The following is an 18,531-nucleotide window of genomic DNA, read 5'->3' on the forward strand; positions in this document are numbered from 1 at the left end:
CCGTGGCCCGGCCGCGCGGCGGGCGGCACCCAGGCGTGGGTGCTCGCGGGGGACGCCCGGCGAGCACCTCCCCCGGTTCGGGGTAACGGCGCAGGTACCGCTAGAAGAGCCGCGAGTCCACGTCGTCGACGCCACGCATCGCGTCATAGTCCAGGACCAGGCAGGCGATGCCGCGGTCGGTGGCCAGGACGCGCGCCTGCGGCTTGATCTCCTGCGCGGCGAAGACCCCGCGCACCGGGGCGAGCAGCGGGTCGCGGCCGAGCAGCTCCAGGTAGCGCGTCAGCTGCTCGACACCGTCGATGTCGCCACGCCGCTTGATCTCGACGGCGACCGTGCCGCCGGCCGGGTCACGCGCCAGGATGTCCACCGGCCCGATCGCGGTCGGGAACTCCCGGCGGACCAGGATGTGCCCATCGCCGAGCAGGTGGATCTGCTCGGCCAGCAGCGTCTGGAGATGGGCCTCGACGCCGTCCTTGACCAGCCCGGGGTCCACGCCGAGGTCGTGGCTCGTGTCGTGCAGGACCTCGTGCACCTCGATCTCGAGGCGGTCGTCGGACTTCGTGTGCTGCACCACCCAGACCTCGGCGACCCCGCGCTCCGCCGCGTCGTCGTCGGGGGCGACGACCGTGGTGGTGCACGGCGGGCTCATCCAGTTCAGCGGCTTGTAGGAACCGCCGTCGGAGTGCAGCAGCACGCTGCCGTCGGCCTTGACGACGACGAGCCGGGTCGCGAGCGGCAGGTGCGCCGACAGACGACCGGTGTAGCGCGCGGCACACCGCGCGACGAGCAGCCGCACTCAGAGCGCCCGAGCTCGTCGGGGCCGGGACTCGAGCCAGGACACCAGACCCGCGTAGGCGGCCGAGGACATCGTGAGCGCGAACGACTCCTCGCCGTGACGACACTGGGTCACCACGAGCGAGCGCCCCATCGCGTCCACCTCGTCCAGCTCCTCCCACTCGATCAGCTCGAGCCGATCACGATCCCAGGTCTCCGAGGGCCGCGGCGACAGCGACACGAGGCGCCACCACTCCAACCGCCCGGTCGCGTACTGCGCGATCCCAGGTGCACGGGCCGCCGGGACCTTGCTCGGGCTCCACACGCAGATGAACGAGCCGACCCGGCGGGCGAGCGTGCGGCGACGGGACATCAGCAGGCCGGTCAGGACGACCACGGCGATGAGCGCGAGGCTCAGCACCACGACGGCGACCGGCTCGTGCACGCGCTAGCCCCGCGAGCCCTCGAGGACTTCGGCCGAGTCCACCACCACGGTCACCTGGTTGGCGTCGACCGACAGGAACCCCGCGTCGATGTGCGCGGTGAGCACCGAGCCGTCCATGCCGCGGACGCGCACCGTGCCGGGGCGCAGCACCGACAGCAGCGGGGCATGGCCGACCAGGATGCCGACGTCACCCTCCGCCGCCGGAGCGCTCACCATGGTCGCCTCCCCGGACCACACGACGCGGTCCGAGGCGACCAGCTCGACCTCGAGGTTCGCCACTAGCCGAGCTCCTTGCGGATCCGGTCCCAGTTGCGCTCGAGGTCCTCCAGACCGCCGATGTTGAAGAACGCCTGCTCGGCGACGTGGTCGAACTCACCGTCGGCGATCTTGGAGAACGCCTCGATGGTCTCGGTGAGCGGCACGGTCGAGCCCGGCACACCGGTGAACTGGGTCGCCATGTAGGTGTTCTGCGACAGGAACTGCTGGATCCGCCGCGCGCGGGCCACGACGATCTTGTCCTCCTCGGACAGCTCGTCGACGCCGAGGATGGCGATGATGTCCTGGAGCTCCTTGTTCCGCTGCAGGATCTGCTTGACCCGGACCGCCGTCTCGTAGTGGTCCTTGCCCACGTACCGCGGGTCGAGGATCCGCGAGGTCGAGGTCAGCGGGTCCACCGCGGGGTACAGACCGCGCGAGGCGATCTCACGCGAGAGCTCGGTGGTCGCGTCCAGGTGGGCGAACGTGGTCGCCGGCGCCGGGTCGGTGTAGTCGTCCGCGGGCACGTAGATCGCCTGCATCGAGGTGATCGAGTGGCCGCGGGTCGAGGTGATCCGCTCCTGGAGCTGGCCCATCTCGTCGGCGAGGTTCGGCTGGTAGCCCACCGCGGACGGCATGCGGCCGAGCAGCGTGGAGACCTCCGAGCCGGCCTGGGTGAACCGGAAGATGTTGTCGATGAAGAGCAGCACGTCCTGCTTCTGCACGTCGCGGAAGTACTCCGCCATCGTCAGGCCGGACAGTGCGACCCGCAGACGCGTGCCCGGCGGCTCGTCCATCTGGCCGAACACGAGCGCGGTCTGCTTGATGACGCCCGACTCGGTCATCTCGTCGATGAGGTCGTTGCCCTCACGCGTGCGCTCGCCGACACCCGCGAACACCGACACACCGTTGTGGTTGTTGGCGACGCGGTAGATCATCTCCTGGATCAGCACGGTCTTGCCGACGCCGGCGCCGCCGAACAGGCCGATCTTCCCGCCCTGCACGTACGGCGTGAGCAGGTCGATGACCTTGATGCCGGTCTCGAACATCTCGGTCTTGGACTCGAGCTGGTCGAAGGCCGGCGGCACCCGGTGGATCGGCCAGCGCTCGGTGACCTCGAGCTTCTCGCCCTCGGTCAGGTTGAGCACCTCGCCGGTCACGTTGAAGACGTGGCCCTTGGTGACGTCCCCGACCGGCACGCTGATCGGGTTGCCGGTGTCGGTCACGATCGCGCCGCGCACCAGGCCGTCGGTGGGCTTGAGGGCGATCGTCCGGACCATGGAGTCACCCAGGTGCTGGGCGACCTCGAGGGTCATCTCGACGACCGACTCGCCCTCGCCCTGCGCGGACAGGTCGATCTCGACGGTGAGCGCGTTGTAGATCTCGGGGATCGCGTCCGCCGGGAACTCGACGTCGACGACCGGGCCGATCACCCGGGCGACGCGGCCGGTGACCGGGGCCGACTCCTGGCCGGCCTTCGCCGTGGTGGTCGCTGTCATGGTTCTGCCTTCCGGTGGTGTCAGGTCGGTGTGGGCTCTGGGTGAGGCCTAGGAGGCGGCCAGCGCGTCGGCGCCGGACACGATCTCGCTGATCTCCTGGGTGATCTCGGACTGGCGAGCCTGGTTCGCCAGCCGGGTGTAGGTGCGGATGAGGTCCTCGGCGTTGTCCGTCGCAGTGTGCATCGCGCGCTGCCGCGCCGCGAGCTCCGACGCGGCGGCCTGGAGCAGGCAGGACCGGATCCGGCTCTGCACGTAGCGCGGCAGCAGCGCGTCGAGCACCACCTCGGGCGACGGTTCGTAGTCGTACAGCGGGAGCGCCTCATGGGTCTCGTCCGCAGCGGCCTCGACGACCTCGAGCGGCAGCATCCGCAGGATCTGCGGGGTCTGGGTCACCATGTTGACGAACTGCGTGTACACGATGTGCAGCTCGCCGACGCCGCCGTTCGCCTCCGGGGTCAGGAACGCCTCGAGCAGCGTGCCGGCGATCTCCGCGGTCAGCTCACGGGACGGCGCGTCGGACTCACCGGTCCAGGTCTTCGCCATCTCGCGGTCCCGGAACGTGAAGTACGACGCGGCACGGCGCCCGACGACGTAGAGCACCGCCTCCTTGCCGTCCTCGGCGAGGCGCCCCACCAGCCGCTCGGACTCGCGCAGCACCGACGCCGTGTACGCCCCGGCCATGCCGCGGTCGGCACCGATCACGAGCACCGCGACGCGCTTGGCGTCCGGGCGCTCGGTGGTCAGCGGGTGGTCGACGCCTGCGTGCGTCGCCACGGCCGAGACCGCGCGGGTGACCGCACGGGCGTACGGGCCCGCGGAGGAGACCCGCTCGCGCGCCTTGCCGATCCGGGAGGCGGCGATGAGCTCCATCGCACGGAAGATCTTCTTCAGCGACTGTGTCGACCGGATCCGCTGCCGGTAGACGCGCTGCTGACCCCCCACGCTCAGCCCCGCTTCTGCTTGACGATCTGCTCCTGGGCGACGTCCGCCTCGGCCTCGCCCGCGGCGGGCACCTCCACGTCGGCGACGTCCTCGCTCACCACGAAGCCGGCCGCGAACTCGTCGATCGCCTTCTCCAGCGCGGCCTCGGTGTCCTCGTCGAGCTTGCCGGTCGTCGCGATCGTGCCGAGCACGTCGGAGTGCCGACGCAGGTGCTCGAGCATCTCCTGCTCGAACCGACGGACCTCGCCGAGCGGCACGGCGTCGAGCTTGCCCTTGGTGCCGGCCCAGATCGACGCGACCTGGTCCTCGACCGGGTACGGCGTGTACTGCGGCTGCTTGAGCAGCTCCATGAGGCGCGCGCCTCGGGTCAGCTGCTGCCGCGACGCGGCGTCGAGGTCGGAGGCGAACATCGCGAACGCCTCGAGCGAGCGGTACTGCGCCAGGTCGATCTTCAGCGTGCCGGCCACCTGCTTCATGGCCTTGACCTGCGCAGCGCCGCCGACGCGGGACACCGAGATGCCGACGTCGACCGCGGGACGCTGGTCGGCGTTGAACAGGTCGGACTGCAGGAAGATCTGGCCGTCGGTGATCGAGATGACGTTCGTCGGGATGTAGGCCGACACGTCGTTGGCCTTCGTCTCGATCATCGGGAGACCGGTCATCGACCCGGCGCCGAGCGCGTCGCTCAGCTTGGCGCAGCGCTCGAGCAGGCGGGAGTGCAGGTAGAACACGTCGCCGGGGTAGGCCTCGCGACCCGGCGGCCGGCGCAGCAGCAGCGAGACCGCGCGGTACGCCTCGGCCTGCTTGGACAGGTCGTCGAAGACGATCAGGACGTGCTTGCCGGCGTACATCCAGTGCTGGCCGATGGCCGAGCCGGTGTACGGCGCGAGGTACTTGTAGCCGGCCGGGTCGGACGCCGGGGCCGCGACGATCGTCGTGTACTCGAGCGCGCCGGCCTCCTCGAGGGCGCCGCGGACCGACGCGATCGTGGAGCCCTTCTGGCCGATCGCGACATAGATGCAGCGGACCTGCTTGGTCGGGTCGCCGGAGTCCCAGTTGGCCTTCTGGTTGATGATCGTGTCGATCGCGATCGCGGTCTTGCCGGTCTGTCGGTCGCCGATGATCAGCTGACGCTGACCACGACCGATCGGGATCATCGCGTCGATCGCCTTGAGGCCGGTCTGCAGCGGCTCGTGGACGCTCTTGCGGGCCATCACGCCGGGGGCCTGCAGCTCGAGCGCGCGACGGCCCTCGGTCTCGATCTCCCCGAGGCCGTCGATCGGCTTGCCGAGCGGGTCGACCACACGACCCATGTACCCGTCGCCGACCGGCACCGAGAGCACCTCGCCGGTGCGCCGCACGATCTGGCCCTCCTCGATGCCGGTGAACTCACCGAGCACCACGACACCGATCTCGCGCACGTCGAGGTTCAGCGCGAGCCCGAGGGTGCCGTCCTCGAACTCGAGCAGCTCGTTCGCCATCGCTCCGGGCAGGCCCTCGACCTGGGCGATGCCGTCGGCGGCCAGGGTGACCCGGCCCACCTCCTCGCGCACCGCACCGGTGGGTGTGTACGAGGCCACGAAGCTGTCCAGCGCAGCCCGGATCTCCTCGGGCTTGATCGTCAGCTCAGCCATGGTCTGTCGTCTCCTCCTCGTGGACCACGTGCGGTCCTCCTGCCCGGGCCGCAGTGGCCCGGAACGCCGGCTCAGCCGGCAAGCTTGCGTCGAACGTCGTCCAGCCGGCCCTCGACGGTGGCGTCCACCACCTGCGCGCCGATCTTCACCCTCACGCCCCCGAGCACCTGGGGGTCGACCGCGACCGCGAGCCGGACCGGCCGGCCGTAGGTCTTCTCGAGCATCGCCTCGAGCCGCTCGGCCTGGGCCGGGCTGAGCGGCGCCGCTGCGGTCACCGTGGCGACCAGCAGGTGACGGCGCCGGGCCGCGAGCCGGCCCATCCGGCCGAGCATCGCCGACATCGTGCGTCCGCGCGGCTCGTAGGCGCCTCGCGCCACGAGCTGGACCGTCTCCGGCTGCGCCTTGCCCTCGAGCAGCGTCCGGGCGAGTGTGGCCCGGGCCTCGCGCGAGGCGGTGCGGTCCACGAGCGCCCGCCGGACCTCACGCTGACCGATCAGCATCCGGTCGATCCGGAACAGCTCGTCCTCGACCTCGGGCAGCACGCCACGTGCCTCGGCGGCCGCCAGCACCGCGTGCGCGGCGAACTCCTCCACGCCGTCGACGAGGTCGTCGTCGTCGGACCAGCGAGCCCCGGCGAAGTCGACCATCACGTCGACCACCGCGGGCTCGGCCTTGCCCTCGAGGAGCTGACGGACCAGGGCAGCCTTGTCCTGCGCCGCCCGCGACGGGTCGCTGAGCGCGCGGCGCAGCGACGCCGAGGACAGCAGTGCGTCGACGACCGCGTACAGCTGGTCGGCGAGCACGACGGACTGCTCACCGGCGGCACGCAGCGAGGCCTCGAAGCCCACGCGCACCGCCTCGAGCGAGGCAGCACTGGTCCCGCGCATCACGCCTCCTTGCCGGCGGCGGCCGATGCCTCGATCTCGTCGAGGAACCGGTCGATCACGCGCGACTGACGGGCCTCGTCGGCGAGCGACTCACCGATGATCCGCGACGCGAGCTCGGTGGCGAGTGCGCCGACCTCGGCCCGCAGCGCGACCGCAGCCTGCGTGCGCTCGGCCTCGACCTGACGCTGGGCGTTCTCCAGGACACGCGATGCGTCGTCGGAGGCCTTGGACTTCGCCTCGACCACGATCTGCTGGCCCTCGGAGCGTGCGTCCTCCCGGATCCGAGCCGCCTCGGCGCGGGCGTCGGCGAGCTGCTGGCGGTACTCCGCGAGCGCTGCGGCCGCCTCGGCCTGGGCCTGCTCGGCCTTCGCCATGCCGCCCTCGATCTTCGCGGTCCGCTCGTCGAGCACCTCGGTGAACCGCGGCAGCACGTACCGGTAGAACGCCACACCGATGATCACCGCGACGACGAGCGACCAGACGAGGTCGGCCGGCGCCGGGAGCAGCGGGTTGACGGTTTCCTCGCTCTCCGCGGCCGCGAAGACGAGCGTGGCCAGGGGCGTCATCACCGGAACAGGAAGCCCGTGACCAGACCCAGCAGCGCGAGCACCTCGACGAACGCCACACCGATGAACATCGTCGTGCGCAGCTGGCCGGCGACCTCAGGCTGGCGGGCGATGCCCTCCAGCGCCTTGCCGATGAGGATGCCCAGACCGATACCCGGGCCGAGGGTGCCGAGGCCGTAACCGATGGTCGCGACGTTGCCGCTGACCTCGGCGAGCGTGGTGTGGTCCACGAGGATTCCTTTCATCTGGCGCCCCGGGGGGCGTCGGTCGGCGCCCGCCGGTGGCGGACGGTCGGTCGATCAGTGCTCCTCCTCGACCGCCATGTTGAGGTACGCGGCGGACAGGAGGGTGAAGATGTAGGCCTGCAGGGCGGCCACCAGGATCTCGAACAGCGTGAACGCGATCCCGGCACCCAGCGACAGCAGCGAGGCGGCCTTGAGTGCGCCGCCCGCCTCGAAGAGGAAGAACTGCGTCGCCGAGAAGCAGAGCACCAGGATCAGGTGCCCGGAGATCATGTTGGCGGTGAGTCGGAGCGCCAGGGTGGCCGGCCGGAACAGGAACACCTGGAGCGCCTCGATCGGCGTCACCAGCACGTAGAGGAACGCCGGCAGGCCCGGCGGGAAGAGGCTGTTCTTGAGGTAGCCACCGACGCCGAACTTGCTCACACCGGCCCACAGGTAGGTCACGTAGACCCACAGCGCGAGCACGATCGGCATCCCGATGAGCGCCGTCGTGGCGATGTTCAGGAACGGGATCACGCCGGTGATGTTGAAGAACAGGATCGAGAAGAAGATCGTGGTGAGCAGCGGCACGAACCGCCGCGCGTTGTGACCGAGGATCTCCTCCGCGATGTTGACCCGGACGAAGTCCAGCCCCATCTCCAGGACGTTCTGGAACCGACCCGGCACGACCTTGGCCCGACGGGCACCGATCACGAAGATCGTGACCAGGACGACCGTCGTGAACAGCCGCACCAGGATGATCCGGTTGATCTCGAACGGCGTCCCGGCGAAGAAGATCGGGTCGGGGAAGAACTCGGCGATCGACGGGGCGTGGAAGCCGCTGTCATCACCGGAGGCGGCGAGCGGAAGAATCGTCGCGACGGTGGACAGGGCGCTCTCCCGGGTGGTCGTGAGTCGGAGTGGACCGCGCACCAGTGCCTGGCGGCACCGCGACGGACCGTGACGTCGCAGGAATCCTAACCCATGAGGGCGGCTGCCCGACGAACCCGGAGCGGCCCGTCCACACGCCGGTCAGCATGCGTGCCGACCCGCTTCCCGGGCCCGCCGGGCTGCCCTCAGTCCTGCGACGGCGGGGTGGGCTGGACGTACGGCATCCGCGACTTGGTGACCGCGAGGTAGTCCAGGTAGACCGAGCCGAGGACCCCCACCACGAGCGTCAGCGCGAGCATGTTCCGGTCGTAGAAGGTCTGGTCCTGCAGCAGCGCCAGCACCGCGATCACCACGACGATCTTCACCAACCAGGCGCCGAGGATCACGGCACCCGTGACCGCGACCGAGGCGTCCGCGGTGCGCAGGTTGGACAGCACCGTCGTGCCGGAGAACACCAGGGCGATGCCGACGCCGATCAAGGCGCCCCACACGCCCGCGGCGCCCGCGGTGAGCCACCCCACGAGCGAGCCGACCACGGTCAGGCCGGCGAGCAGCCAGAGCAGGTGGCGCAGCGCACGGCGCAGCACGGCGCGCACCTGGTCGGCCACGCTCGGCTCGCCCGCCGTGTACGGGGTCTGGGAGGTCATGCTGATCCTTCCTGGCGACGGACCCGGCCGCGCAGCGGGCCCAGGGTGAGCAGGAGCGCGACCACCGAGCCGATGCCGAGGAACACGAGCGTCTGTCTCGCGGACCACACCACCAGGGAGGCCGCGCCGAACGCGAACAGCGCCGTCCACAGGTAGAGGATCGCCACGGCCCGACGCTGCGAGTGGCCGATCTGCAGCATCCGGTGGTGCAGGTGCAGCCGGTCGGGGTGGAACGGCGACTTGCCGCGACCCATCCGCCGCACGACGGCCAGGCCCATGTCGAGCAGCGGCAGCAGGAGCACCGCGACCGGCAGCAGGAGCGGCAGGAACGCCGGCACCGTCTGGCGGGAGTCGAGCGTGACCGCGTCGATCTGACCGGTCACCACGATGCCCGCCGCCGCGAAGGTCAGGCCGATCAGCATCGACCCGGAGTCGCCCATGAAGATCCGCGCCGGGTTGACGTTGTGCGGCAGGAACCCGACGCACGCCCCGACCAGCACGGCGATGATCACGCTCGCGATGTTGGCGTAGTCGGTCGAGATGTTCCGGGTCAGCAGGTACGTGTAGAGCAGGAACGCGCTGCCACCGATCGCGGCGACCCCGGCCGCGAGCCCGTCCAGGCCGTCGACGAAGTTCACCGCGTTGATCGCCACCACGACCACGAGCACGGTCACCGCGAGCGACAGCCGGCTGGACGTGATGGTCAGCGAGTGGCCGGTGGGCAACGCGTACAGCTGCACGCCGCCCCACCACGCCATCAGCCCCGCCGCCAGCGACTGCCCGGCGAGCTTGGTGAGCCAGTCGAGCTCCCAGATGTCGTCGGCCACCCCGAGCAGCGTGACCAGGGTCGCCGCACCGAGCACACCCCAGGCCGTGGGCGAGGAGAACGCCTGCGCGAGGAACGGGATCCGGGAGCCGACCAGCAACGCGAGCGCGAGGCCGATCAGCATCGCGACGCCGCCCATCCGCGGGATCGGCTCGGTGTGCACGTCGCGGTCGCGCACCGCGGTGATCGCCCCGCTGCGCACCGCCAGGACGCGCACCAGGGGCGTGCTGAGCCAGGCGCCGGCCGCGGCCACCAGCACCAGCAGCAGGTAGACCCTCATCCGCGCGCCCCCGCAGCGGTCACGACGCCTCCGCCTCGGTCACGTCCGCGACCTCGCGCAGCCGGTCGAGCCCGATCGCACCGGCGCGCACGAGCCGCAGACCGTCGGTCGCGTCGACGATCGACGACGCGACCCCGCCGGGCGCGGCGCCCGCGTCGAGGTACACGCTCACCACGTCCCCGAGCTGTTCCGCGGCATCTGCCGCGGTGAGCGCCGCCGGGTTGCCGGTGCGGTTCGCCGACGAGACCGCGAGCGGGCCGGTCCGGGCCAGCAGCGCCAGGGCGGCCTGGTGGTCCGGCATCCGCACCGCGACCGTGCCGCGGGTCTCGCCGAGGTCCCAGGTCAGCGAGGGCTGCGCGCGCAGGATCACGGTCAGACCGCCCGGCCAGAACGCCTCGACCAGCGCCCGGGCGGCGTCCGGCACGTCGGTGCACAGGCCGTCGAGCGTCGGCACGGCAGGCACCAGCACCGGCGGCGGCATCTGCCGGCCGCGGCCCTTGGCTGCGAGCAACGAGGCGACCGCCCGCGCGTCGAAGGCATCGGCGGCGATGCCGTAGACGGTGTCGGTCGGCAGCACCACGAGGCCGCCGCGGCCCAGGGCGTGCACCGCCTCGTCGAGCGCCGGGCCCCACGTGGCCGGGTCGGTGCAGTCCCTCATCACGCCGCGAGTCTACGGGCGGTGACCATCCGGTCCCGGCCCGCCAGGTCGGCGCGCGTCGCCACGTCCGTGAAGGCACCGGTCGCCGCCACGAGGGCTCGGACGGCGTCCGCCTGCACCTCGGCGTGCTCCATCACGAACAACCCGCCGGGCCGGAGCAGGGCCGCCGCACGCTCGACGACGGCCCGCGGCACGTCGAGCCCGTCCGCACCGCCCCCGTACAGCGCGAGGTCGGGGTCGTGGTCACGCACCTCCGGCTCGAGCGGCACCCGGTCGGGCGGGATGTACGGGGGGTTCGACACGACGACGTCGACCTCCCCCACGAGCTCGGCGAGCAGCCCGGGGTCCCGGACGTCGCCGCCGAGCACCTGCACGTGCCCCGCACCGACCGCGGCGGCGTTGCTCCGGGTCAGGTCGACGGCGTCGGCCGAGAGGTCGACGGCCACCACGCGCGAGCCGGGCACCTCGGTCGCCACGGCGAGGGCGATGCCGCCGGCACCGCAGCACAGGTCCACCACGAGCGCGTCCCGACCGGCCGCGCCCCGGGCGAGCGCGTCGTCCACGGCGACCTGGGCGACGCTCTCGGTCTCCGGACGCGGCACGAAGACCCCGGGCGCGACCCGGAGCGTGAGGTGACGGAACGGCGCGTGGCCGACGATGTGCTGCAGCGGCTCGCGGCGCACCCGCCGGTCGGTCACCGCGGCGAGCTCGGCCACCTGGCTCGCGGTGAGCGACTCGGGCAGCGGGTACGGCAGGGTCGGCCGGTCGAGCACGTGCGCGAGCAGCACCCGCGCGTCCGCGTCGGGCGACGGCACGCCCGCCCCGGCCAGCAGCGTGCGCACGGCCCGCAGGTGTGCCGCCGCCGTCGGCGCGCCACGGACCGGATCCGGCGCACGATCCGACCCGGGGTCGGGCACCGGCTCGGGCACGGGGGCACGCACGGCGTCGGCTCCGTCGGATCGGTGGGTCACGCTCAGCCCCGGGCCGCCGCGGCGAGCCGGGCAGCCTCGTCAGCGTCGATCGCGGAGCGCACGACGGGCTCGAGGTCGCCGGCGAGCACCTGGTCGAGGTTGTACGCCTTGTAGCCCGTGCGATGGTCGGCGACCCGGTTCTCGGGGAAGTTGTAGGTGCGGATCCGCTCCGAGCGGTCGACGGTGCGCACCTGCGACCGACGAGCGGCCGCAGCCTCGGCGTCCGCTGCCTCCTGGCGGGCGGCGAGCAGCCGCGCGCGCAGGATCCGCATCGCCTGCTCCTTGTTCTGCAGCTGCGACTTCTCGTTCTGGCAGGACACCACCAGACCGGTGGGCAGGTGCGTGATGCGCACCGCAGAGTCCGTCGTGTTGACGCTCTGCCCGCCGGGTCCCGAGGACCGGTACACGTCGATCCGCAGCTCGGCCGGGTCGATCTCGACCTCGGTCGCGTCGTCGGCCTCCGGGAGCACCAACACGCCGGCAGCCGACGTGTGGATCCGGCCGGCGGACTCGGTGACCGGCACGCGCTGCACGCGGTGCACGCCACCCTCGTACTTCAGGTGGGCCCAGACGCCCTCGCCGGACTCGGGCACCTCGCGCGCCTTCACCGCGAGCGTCGCGTCCTTGACCCCGCCGAGGTCCGACTCGGTCAGGTCCAGGAGCTGGGTCGTCCACCCCTTGCGGTCCGCATAGCGCTGGTACATGCGCAGCAGGTCCCCCGCGAAGAGTGCGGACTCCTCGCCGCCCTCACCCGCCTTGATCTCGAGCAGCACGTCGCGGCCGTCGTCGGGGTCGCGCGGCACGAGCACGCGACGCAACGCCTCCGCCGCGGTGTCCCGCGCCTCGGCGAGCTCCGCGGCCTCGTCGGCGAAGGACGGGTCCTCGGCGGCCAGCTCGGCCGCGGCGACGGCGTCCCCACGAGCGGCGGACCACTCCTGGTACGCCCCGACCACGCGACGCAGCTCGGCGTAGCGTCGCGCGACCCGGCGGGCCCGTCCGGCGTCCGCGTGCAGCGCGGGGTCGGCGAGCTGCGCCTCGAGGTCGGCGTGCTCGGCGAGCATCGGCGCGAGGGCGCCGCTCGGGTCGAACTCCTCGCTCACGACGCCTCCCGTCCGCTCCGCTCCCCTGACATGGCAGACGCCGACGGGCCGCCACCGCGCAGGTGGCCGGGCCCGCCGGCGTCCGGAGAGCTACTTGGCGGCGGTCTTCTTGCCGTACCGCGCCTCGAACCGGGCCACGCGGCCACCGGTGTCGAGGATCTTCTGCTTGCCCGTGTAGAACGGGTGGCAGGCGGAGCACACGTCGGCGTGGATCTGGCCGGACTTCGCGGTGCTCCGGGTGGTGAACGTGTTGCCGCAGGTGCAGGTCACCTCGGTCAGCACGTAGTCCGGGTGGATGTCCTTCTTCACGGATCTCTCCTCATCAGGGCGCCTCCGGGTCGCGGGCGGTTGCCCACGTGAACCGGAAGCCAAGGGGACAGTCTGCCATGGCTCGGGCACAACGTCCGAACCGGGGTCGTTGTTCCCGGGGTGGTCGGGTCTCAGTCGGTGCCGGGGGCGCCGGGGGTGGTCTTCTGCACCTGGAGCAGGAACTCGACGTTCGACTGGGTCTCGCGCAGCTTGGACAGCAGGAGCTCGATCGCCTGCTGCTGGTCCAGGGCGGAGAGCACCCGGCGCAGCTTCCAGTTGATCTTGAGCTCGTCGGCCGCGATGAGGACCTCCTCGCGGCGCGTGCCCGAGGCGTCGACGTCCACGGCCGGGAAGATCCGCTTGTCGGCCAGCTGCCGGGAGAGCTTGAGCTCCATGTTGCCGGTGCCCTTGAACTCCTCGAAGATCACCTCGTCGGCCTTCGACCCGGTCTCCACCAGTGCCGTGGCGAGGATGGTCAGCGAGCCGCCGTGCTCGATGTTGCGCGCCGCGCCGAAGAACCGCTTGGGCGGGTAGAGCGCCGAGGAGTCGACACCACCGGACAGGATCCGGCCGCTGGCCGGCGCCGCGATGTTGTAGGCCCGGCCCAGACGCGTGATCGAGTCGAGCAGCACGACGACGTCCTGACCCAGCTCCACCAGACGCTTGGCACGCTCGATCGCGAGCTCGGCGACCGTCGTGTGGTCGTCGGCGGGCCGGTCGAAGGTCGAGGCGATGACCTCTCCCTTGACCGTGCGCTGCATGTCGGTGACCTCCTCGGGCCGCTCGTCGACGAGCACGACCATGAGGTGGACCTCGGGGTTGTTGGTGGTGATCGCGTTCGCGATCGCCTGCAGCACGAGGGTCTTGCCGGCCTTCGGCGGCGAGACGATCAGCCCGCGCTGGCCCTTGCCGATCGGCGCGACGAGGTCGATGACCCGGGTGGTCAGCACCTGCGGCGTGGTCTCCAGGCGCAGGCGCTCCTGCGGGTACAGCGGCGTGAGCTTGCCGAAGTCGGCGCGGTTGCGCGCCTCGTCCGGGCTCATCCCGTTGACCTGGTCCAGGCGCACCAGGGCGTTCACCTTGGCGTTGCGTCCCTGGGGCTGGGGGTCGCCCTCGCGCGGCTGGCGCACCGCACCGACGATCGCGTCGCCCTTGCGCAGACCCTGCTTGCGGACCTGGTTCATCGAGACGTACACGTCGTTCTCGCCGGGCAGGTAGCCCGAGGTCCGCACGAATGCGTAGTTGTCCTTGATGTCGAGGATGCCCGCGACCGGGACGAGCACGTCGTCCTCGCGCAGCTCGACCTCTTCGTAGGTGACCAGGTCGCCCGGGCCGCCGGTGCGACCGCGGCGCTTGTTGCGGTCGCGGTACCGGCCCCGGCGGCGGCGCCCGCCCTGGCCGTCGTCGTCGTTCCGGTTCTCGGCCCGGTTCTCGGGGCGGCTCTCGGGGCGGTTGTCGCTCCGGTTGTCGCTTCGTGCGGCCTGGCGGCGGCTGTCGCGCTCGTCGCTCTCGCCGCGGCCGCCGTCGGTCACCCCGCGTGCGGCGTCCGCCGCGCGGGCAGCGCGGTCACGGTCGGCCTCCGAGCGCGTCGGCAGCTCGATGCCGAGCGTCTCGTCGCGTCGCGTCGGCTCCTCGCGCCGACGCTGGCGACGCGGCTCACGCGCGCCCTCGGCCCGCTGGTCCTCGCCCCGCTGGTCGCTGGTCCGCTGGTCGTTGGTCCGCTCAGCTCGCGGCGGCTTGTCGCCGCCCTTCTCGGCCCGGGCGGCGCGCGCCGGGGCCTTGTCCTGCACCTCGCGAGCGGGCGCCGGAGCGCTCTGCTCAGCGGCGGGAGCGTCGGCCTTGGCCGCGGAGCGCGACCGGCCGGAGCCGTTCGTCGCGCGCGAACCGCCGCGGTGCTCCCGGATGGCCGCCACGAGCTCGGGCTTGCGCATCCCTGACGCGCCCGGCAGGCCGATCTCGGCGGCGAGAGCCTGGAGCTCGGGCAGGCGCAGGGTGGACAGCGCGCCGGAACGGCTCCGCTCGGCCTGGATGGTCTCTGACACGAAGGATCCTTCCCCCTCGTCGGCGGCTTTCACGTACGTGGGTGTGCCGCATCGTCACGTCCGATGGATTGATCGGTACGTCCCGCGCCGACCGACCGCGCTCCGCGACGAACGGACCGGGGGTGGCGGGTACCCACCGGATCGGCTGGTTGACAGCGCGTCAGGATCCCGGGGGGTGGCCTCAGGATAGCACCGGCACCACCCCGCCTCGCGCCACCGGCCGAATTCACCCGACCGTGTGTCGCGGCGGCTCACAAGCGCTCGGCCAGCGCCCCTCCGGCAAGACCGGGCGCGAGCACGCGCCACTCGTCACGGACCCCGAGCCCGCCGAGCACCTGCTCGCGGGCCTGGAAGCCACGGTCGCCGTCGGACGCGCGCTCCAGCACGAGCACCGACGGGCCCGCGCCCGAGACGACGGCCGCCTGGCCGACCTCGCGCAGAGCGGTCACCAGACGCCAAGTCTCGGGCATCACCTCGGCGCGGTACGCCTGGTGCAGACGCTCTTCGGTGGCCTCGAACAGCAGGTTCGGACGGTGGCAGAGCGCCTGGACGAGGAGCGCCGAGCGCCCGGCGGTGAAGGCCGCGTCGGTGTGCGGCACGGTGGCCGGCAGCACCCCTCGCGCGGTGACGGTCGCGAGCCGCGAGCGCGGGACCAGGACCACCGGAGTGATGTCCTCGTGCACCGGCAGCTGAGTCGCGTGCGGTCCGTCCGGGCTGGTCCACGAGATCGTCGCACCACCCAGGATGGCGGGTGCGGCGTTGTCCGGGTGTCCCTCGAACTCCGAGGCGATCTTGAACGCGCGGGTGTTGTACAGCGCCTCCGGCTCGGAGATCATCATGCGCGCCGCCAGGATGCCGGCCACGACGGCGGCCGCGGACGAGCCCATCCCCCGACCGTGCGGGATGGTGTTCGTGCACCGCAGGCGCAGACCCGTCTGGGGGGCACCCACCTCGTCCAGCGCCGCCCGGATGGCACGCACGACGAGGTGGTCCTCACCGGTCGGCAGCTCACCTTCGCCCTCGCCGGTCACCTCCACCGAGACGTCGGCGGACCCCAGCGCCCAGACCTCCACCTCGTCGTGGTGGCCCAGCGCCAGGCCCATCGCGTCGAAGCCGGGGCCCAGGTTCGCGCTGGTCGCAGGGACCCGGACCCGCACGTGGTCCGCCTCGAGCCTCATCGCTGGTCCAGCCCGAGCGCGTCGACGATCGACATCACGTCGGGACTCACCCGTGCCGGCCGGACCTCGCTCCCGTCCGGTGTGCGCAACGCCCACTGAGGGTCCTTGAGCCCGTGGCCCGTGACGGTCACCGTGATCGTCGCGCCGGCGGGCACGCGTCCCTGCTCGGCGAGCATCAGCAGGCCGGCGACGCCGGACGCCGAGGCGGGCTCGACGAACACCCCGACCTCGCGGGACAGGAACCGGTGCGCCGCCAGGATCTGCTCGTCGGTGACGGCCTCGATCAGTCCACCGGACTCGTCGCGCGCCGCGACCGCCTGCGTCCAGGACGCCGGGTTCCCGATCCGGATCGCGGTCGCGATCGTCTCCGGCTCGGTCACCGGGTGGCCGAGCACGATCGGTGCGGCACCGGCCGCCTGGAAGCCCCACATCGCCGGGGTGCGGGTCGCAGGTCCGTCCGCGGCGTACTCGGTGAAGCCCTTCCAGTACGCGGTGATGTTGCCGGCGTTCCCGACCGGCAGGACGTGGATGTCGGGCGCGTCCCCGAGCCGGTCGACGATCTCGAACGACGCCGTCTTCTGGCCCTGGATCCGATCCGGGTTCACCGAGTTCACCAGCTCGACCGGGAACGCCTCGGCGACCTTGCGCGCCGCGACCAGGCAGTCGTCGAAGTTCCCGTCCACCTGGAGCAGCAGCGCTCCGTGCGCCACCGCCTGGGACAGCTTGCCCATCGCGATCTTGCCGTCCGGGACGAGCACCGCACAGGTCATCCCGGCGGCCGCCGCGTACGCCGCGGCAGACGCGGACGTGTTGCCGGTCGACGCGCAGATCACGGCCCTCGCGCCGTGGTTCGCGGCCGCCGAGATCGCGGTCGTCATCCCGCGGTCCTTGAACGACCCGGTCGGGTTCTGACCCTCGACCTTGAGCAGCACCGTCGCGCCGACCCGCTCCGACAGCGCTCGCGCGTCGACCAGCGGCGTACCGCCCTCACCGAGGGTGACGACGTGCGTCCGGACGTGCTCGGGCAGACGATCGGCGTACTCGGCGATCACGCCGCGCCACTGGTAGGCCACCTAGGCTCCTTCGACTCGCAGCACGGACACCACGGTGTCCACGACGTCCAGGCCGGCGAGGTCGGCGACCGTCGCGGCGAGCGCGCCCTCCGGCGCGACGTGGGTGACGACGAGCAGGTCCGCGGCGATCCCGTCCTCGCTGCTCGCGCCGGACTGACGCACGGCCTCGATCGACACGCCGTGCCGCGCGAACGCCGCCGCGACCGCGGCGAGCACGCCCGGCCGGTCGGCCACCCGCAGCCGGACCTGGTAGCGGGTCTGCGCCGCCGCGATGTCGAGCACCGGGAGCTCGGCATAGCTCGACTCGATCGGGCCGCGACCGCCCCGCACCCGGTGCCGCGCGACCGTGACCAGGTCGCCGAGCACGGCACTCGCGGTCGGCCGACCGCCTGCGCCGCGTCCGTAGAACATCAGCTCGCCCGCGGCCTCAGCCTCGACGAACACCGCGTTGAACGCCTGCCGCACGCCGGCGAGCGGGTGACCGACCGGCACCAGGGCCGGATGCACCCGCACCACGACACCGGCCGGGTGGTCGTCCCCGGCACCGACCTGCTCGGCGACCGCCAGCAGCTTCACCGCGTAGCCCGTCTCCGCGGCCCACGCGACGTCGTCCGCGGTGATCGACGTGATGCCTTCACGGTGCACCTGGTCCACCGAGACCCGGGTGTGGAAGGCCAGCGACGCCAGGATGGCCGCCTTCGCCGCCGCGTCGTAGCCCTCGACGTCCGCGGTCGGGTCGGCCTCGGCGTAGCCCAGCTGCTGAGCGTGCTTCACGGCGAGGTCGAGGTCCGCCCCGGTGGTCGCCATCTGGTCGAGCACGAAGTTCGTGGTGCCGTTGACGATGCCGAGCACCCGCGTGACCCGGTCGCCCGCGAGCGACTCCCGCACCGGACGGACCAGCGGGATCGCCCCGGCGACCGCGGCCTCGAAGTAGAGGTCGACCCCGGCCTCGTCGGCCGCGACGTAGAGCGTCGGGCCGTCCGCACCGAGCAGCGCCTTGTTCGCGGTGACCACCGCCGCACCGCGCCCGATCGCCCGCAGCAGCAGGCTCCGGGCCGGCTCGAGCCCGCCCATGAGCTCGACGACCACGTCGGCGTCGTCGACCAGCGCCGCGGCGTCGGTGGTCAGCAGCTCCGGGTCGACCACGGGATCGCGCGGCACGGTCAGGTCGCGCACCGCGACGCCGACGAGCTCCAGCGGAGCGCCCGCGCGCGCCGCGAGGTCCTCGGACTGGGTGCGCAGCAGTCGCACCACCTCGGTGCCGACCACGCCGCAGCCGAGCACGGCCACCCGGACTGTCACCGCCCGCTCACCTCATCTCTGCCACCGAGCG

General features: G+C 72.2%; 20 protein-coding genes. All 20 read right to left on the bottom strand.

The genetic code is table 11. The annotated features are described in order from the left end of the window. Positions 1-100: 100 nt before the first annotated feature. Entirely contained in the window at positions 101-796 is a 696-nt protein-coding gene (gene nucS / locus OEB99_RS07150) for an endonuclease NucS (protein WP_263509285.1), read from the bottom strand. Then, positions 797-1,219 carry a DUF2550 domain-containing protein gene (locus tag OEB99_RS07155; RefSeq protein WP_263509286.1) on the bottom strand — a complete coding sequence of 141 codons (423 nt, stop codon included), beginning with the start codon at positions 1,217-1,219 and terminating at the stop codon, positions 797-799. It abuts the gene before it with no gap. Between the two features lie 3 nt (positions 1,220-1,222). Beyond that, positions 1,223-1,498 (bottom strand): F0F1 ATP synthase subunit epsilon, encoded by a 276-nt coding sequence (locus tag OEB99_RS07160; RefSeq protein ID WP_263509288.1) that lies wholly within the window; start codon positions 1,496-1,498, stop codon positions 1,223-1,225. Beyond that, complete coding sequence (gene atpD, locus OEB99_RS07165) at positions 1,498-2,973, bottom strand: F0F1 ATP synthase subunit beta (protein ID WP_263509290.1); 1,476 nt, start codon at positions 2,971-2,973, stop codon at positions 1,498-1,500. The genes OEB99_RS07160 and atpD overlap by 1 nt, the downstream gene beginning before the upstream one ends. Positions 2,974-3,021: 48 nt before the next feature. Further along, positions 3,022-3,915 (bottom strand): F0F1 ATP synthase subunit gamma, encoded by an 894-nt coding sequence (locus OEB99_RS07170; protein WP_263509292.1) that lies wholly within the window; start codon positions 3,913-3,915, stop codon positions 3,022-3,024. Positions 3,916-3,917: 2 nt separating this feature from the next. Beyond that, positions 3,918-5,549, bottom strand: coding sequence for a F0F1 ATP synthase subunit alpha (gene atpA, locus OEB99_RS07175; protein WP_263509293.1), 1,632 nt, complete (start codon positions 5,547-5,549; stop codon positions 3,918-3,920). Positions 5,550-5,620: 71 nt separating this feature from the next. Further along, positions 5,621-6,436: a F0F1 ATP synthase subunit delta gene (locus tag OEB99_RS07180; RefSeq protein ID WP_263509295.1), complete on the bottom strand. Its 816-nt coding sequence runs from the start codon at positions 6,434-6,436 to the stop codon at positions 5,621-5,623. Then, positions 6,436-7,002 (bottom strand): F0F1 ATP synthase subunit B, encoded by a 567-nt coding sequence (locus OEB99_RS07185; protein WP_263509297.1) that lies wholly within the window; start codon positions 7,000-7,002, stop codon positions 6,436-6,438. Before OEB99_RS07185 ends, OEB99_RS07180 begins: the two co-directional genes overlap by 1 nt. Beyond that, positions 7,002-7,232, bottom strand: coding sequence for a F0F1 ATP synthase subunit C (atpE, locus tag OEB99_RS07190; RefSeq protein WP_263509298.1), 231 nt, complete (start codon positions 7,230-7,232; stop codon positions 7,002-7,004). Before atpE ends, OEB99_RS07185 begins: the two co-directional genes overlap by 1 nt. Before the next feature lie 69 nt (positions 7,233-7,301). Then, positions 7,302-8,156 carry a F0F1 ATP synthase subunit A gene (gene atpB, locus OEB99_RS07195; RefSeq protein ID WP_263509300.1) on the bottom strand — a complete coding sequence of 285 codons (855 nt, stop codon included), beginning with the start codon at positions 8,154-8,156 and terminating at the stop codon, positions 7,302-7,304. Between the two features lie 143 nt (positions 8,157-8,299). Next, positions 8,300-8,761 carry a Cg1360 family ATP-synthase-associated protein gene (locus OEB99_RS07200; RefSeq protein ID WP_263509302.1) on the bottom strand — a complete coding sequence of 154 codons (462 nt, stop codon included), beginning with the start codon at positions 8,759-8,761 and terminating at the stop codon, positions 8,300-8,302. After that, complete coding sequence (locus OEB99_RS07205; protein ID WP_263509303.1) at positions 8,758-9,867, bottom strand: MraY family glycosyltransferase; 1,110 nt, start codon at positions 9,865-9,867, stop codon at positions 8,758-8,760. The genes OEB99_RS07200 and OEB99_RS07205 overlap by 4 nt, the downstream gene beginning before the upstream one ends. A gap of 19 nt (positions 9,868-9,886) precedes the next feature. Continuing rightward, positions 9,887-10,525, bottom strand: coding sequence for an L-threonylcarbamoyladenylate synthase (locus OEB99_RS07210; protein WP_263509443.1), 639 nt, complete (start codon positions 10,523-10,525; stop codon positions 9,887-9,889). Continuing rightward, positions 10,525-11,466, bottom strand: coding sequence for a peptide chain release factor N(5)-glutamine methyltransferase (gene prmC / locus OEB99_RS07215; protein WP_263509305.1), 942 nt, complete (start codon positions 11,464-11,466; stop codon positions 10,525-10,527). The genes OEB99_RS07210 and prmC overlap by 1 nt, the downstream gene beginning before the upstream one ends. A 32-nt stretch (positions 11,467-11,498) precedes the next feature. Further along, positions 11,499-12,557: a peptide chain release factor 1 gene (prfA, locus tag OEB99_RS07220; RefSeq protein WP_263509444.1), complete on the bottom strand. Its 1,059-nt coding sequence runs from the start codon at positions 12,555-12,557 to the stop codon at positions 11,499-11,501. Positions 12,558-12,686: 129 nt separating this feature from the next. Then, entirely contained in the window at positions 12,687-12,905 is a 219-nt protein-coding gene (gene rpmE / locus OEB99_RS07225; RefSeq protein WP_263509306.1) for a 50S ribosomal protein L31, read from the bottom strand. Positions 12,906-13,036: 131 nt separating this feature from the next. Continuing rightward, positions 13,037-14,947 carry a transcription termination factor Rho gene (rho, locus tag OEB99_RS07230; protein WP_263509308.1) on the bottom strand — a complete coding sequence of 637 codons (1,911 nt, stop codon included), beginning with the start codon at positions 14,945-14,947 and terminating at the stop codon, positions 13,037-13,039. A gap of 251 nt (positions 14,948-15,198) precedes the next feature. Further along, the gene (gene thrB, locus OEB99_RS07235; protein ID WP_263509310.1) at positions 15,199-16,125 is read right to left on the bottom strand and encodes a homoserine kinase; all 927 of its coding nucleotides are present in this window, start codon (positions 16,123-16,125) and stop codon (positions 15,199-15,201) included. Then, on the bottom strand, positions 16,122-17,198 hold the full coding sequence (thrC, locus tag OEB99_RS07240; protein ID WP_263509312.1) for a threonine synthase: 1,077 nt from the start codon (positions 17,196-17,198) through the stop codon (positions 16,122-16,124). Before thrC ends, thrB begins: the two co-directional genes overlap by 4 nt. Next, the gene (locus tag OEB99_RS07245; protein ID WP_263509314.1) at positions 17,199-18,500 is read right to left on the bottom strand and encodes a homoserine dehydrogenase; all 1,302 of its coding nucleotides are present in this window, start codon (positions 18,498-18,500) and stop codon (positions 17,199-17,201) included. Positions 18,501-18,531: the final 31 nt, after the last annotated feature.

This window comes from Actinotalea endophytica (assembly GCF_025717005.1).
Classification (GTDB): Bacteria; Actinomycetota; Actinomycetes; order Actinomycetales; family Cellulomonadaceae; genus Actinotalea.

Bases quoted from the DNA above. Each gene is read 5' to 3' on its own strand.
- atpA (WP_263509293.1), bottom strand. From the start codon at position 5,549: ATGGCTGAGCTGACGATCAAGCCCGAGGAGATCCGGGCTGCGCTGGAC.
- OEB99_RS07185 (WP_263509297.1), bottom strand. From the start codon at position 7,002: ATGACGCCCCTGGCCACGCTCGTCTTCGCGGCCGCGGAGAGCGAGGAA.
- thrB (WP_263509310.1), bottom strand. From the start codon at position 16,125: ATGAGGCTCGAGGCGGACCACGTGCGGGTCCGGGTCCCTGCGACCAGC.
- OEB99_RS07205 (WP_263509303.1), bottom strand. From the start codon at position 9,867: ATGAGGGTCTACCTGCTGCTGGTGCTGGTGGCCGCGGCCGGCGCCTGG.
- OEB99_RS07180 (WP_263509295.1), bottom strand. From the start codon at position 6,436: ATGCGCGGGACCAGTGCTGCCTCGCTCGAGGCGGTGCGCGTGGGCTTC.
- OEB99_RS07210 (WP_263509443.1), bottom strand. From the start codon at position 10,525: ATGAGGGACTGCACCGACCCGGCCACGTGGGGCCCGGCGCTCGACGAG.
- atpD (WP_263509290.1), bottom strand. From the start codon at position 2,973: ATGACAGCGACCACCACGGCGAAGGCCGGCCAGGAGTCGGCCCCGGTC.
- OEB99_RS07200 (WP_263509302.1), bottom strand. From the start codon at position 8,761: ATGACCTCCCAGACCCCGTACACGGCGGGCGAGCCGAGCGTGGCCGAC.
- prfA (WP_263509444.1), bottom strand. From the start codon at position 12,557: ATGCTCGCCGAGCACGCCGACCTCGAGGCGCAGCTCGCCGACCCCGCG.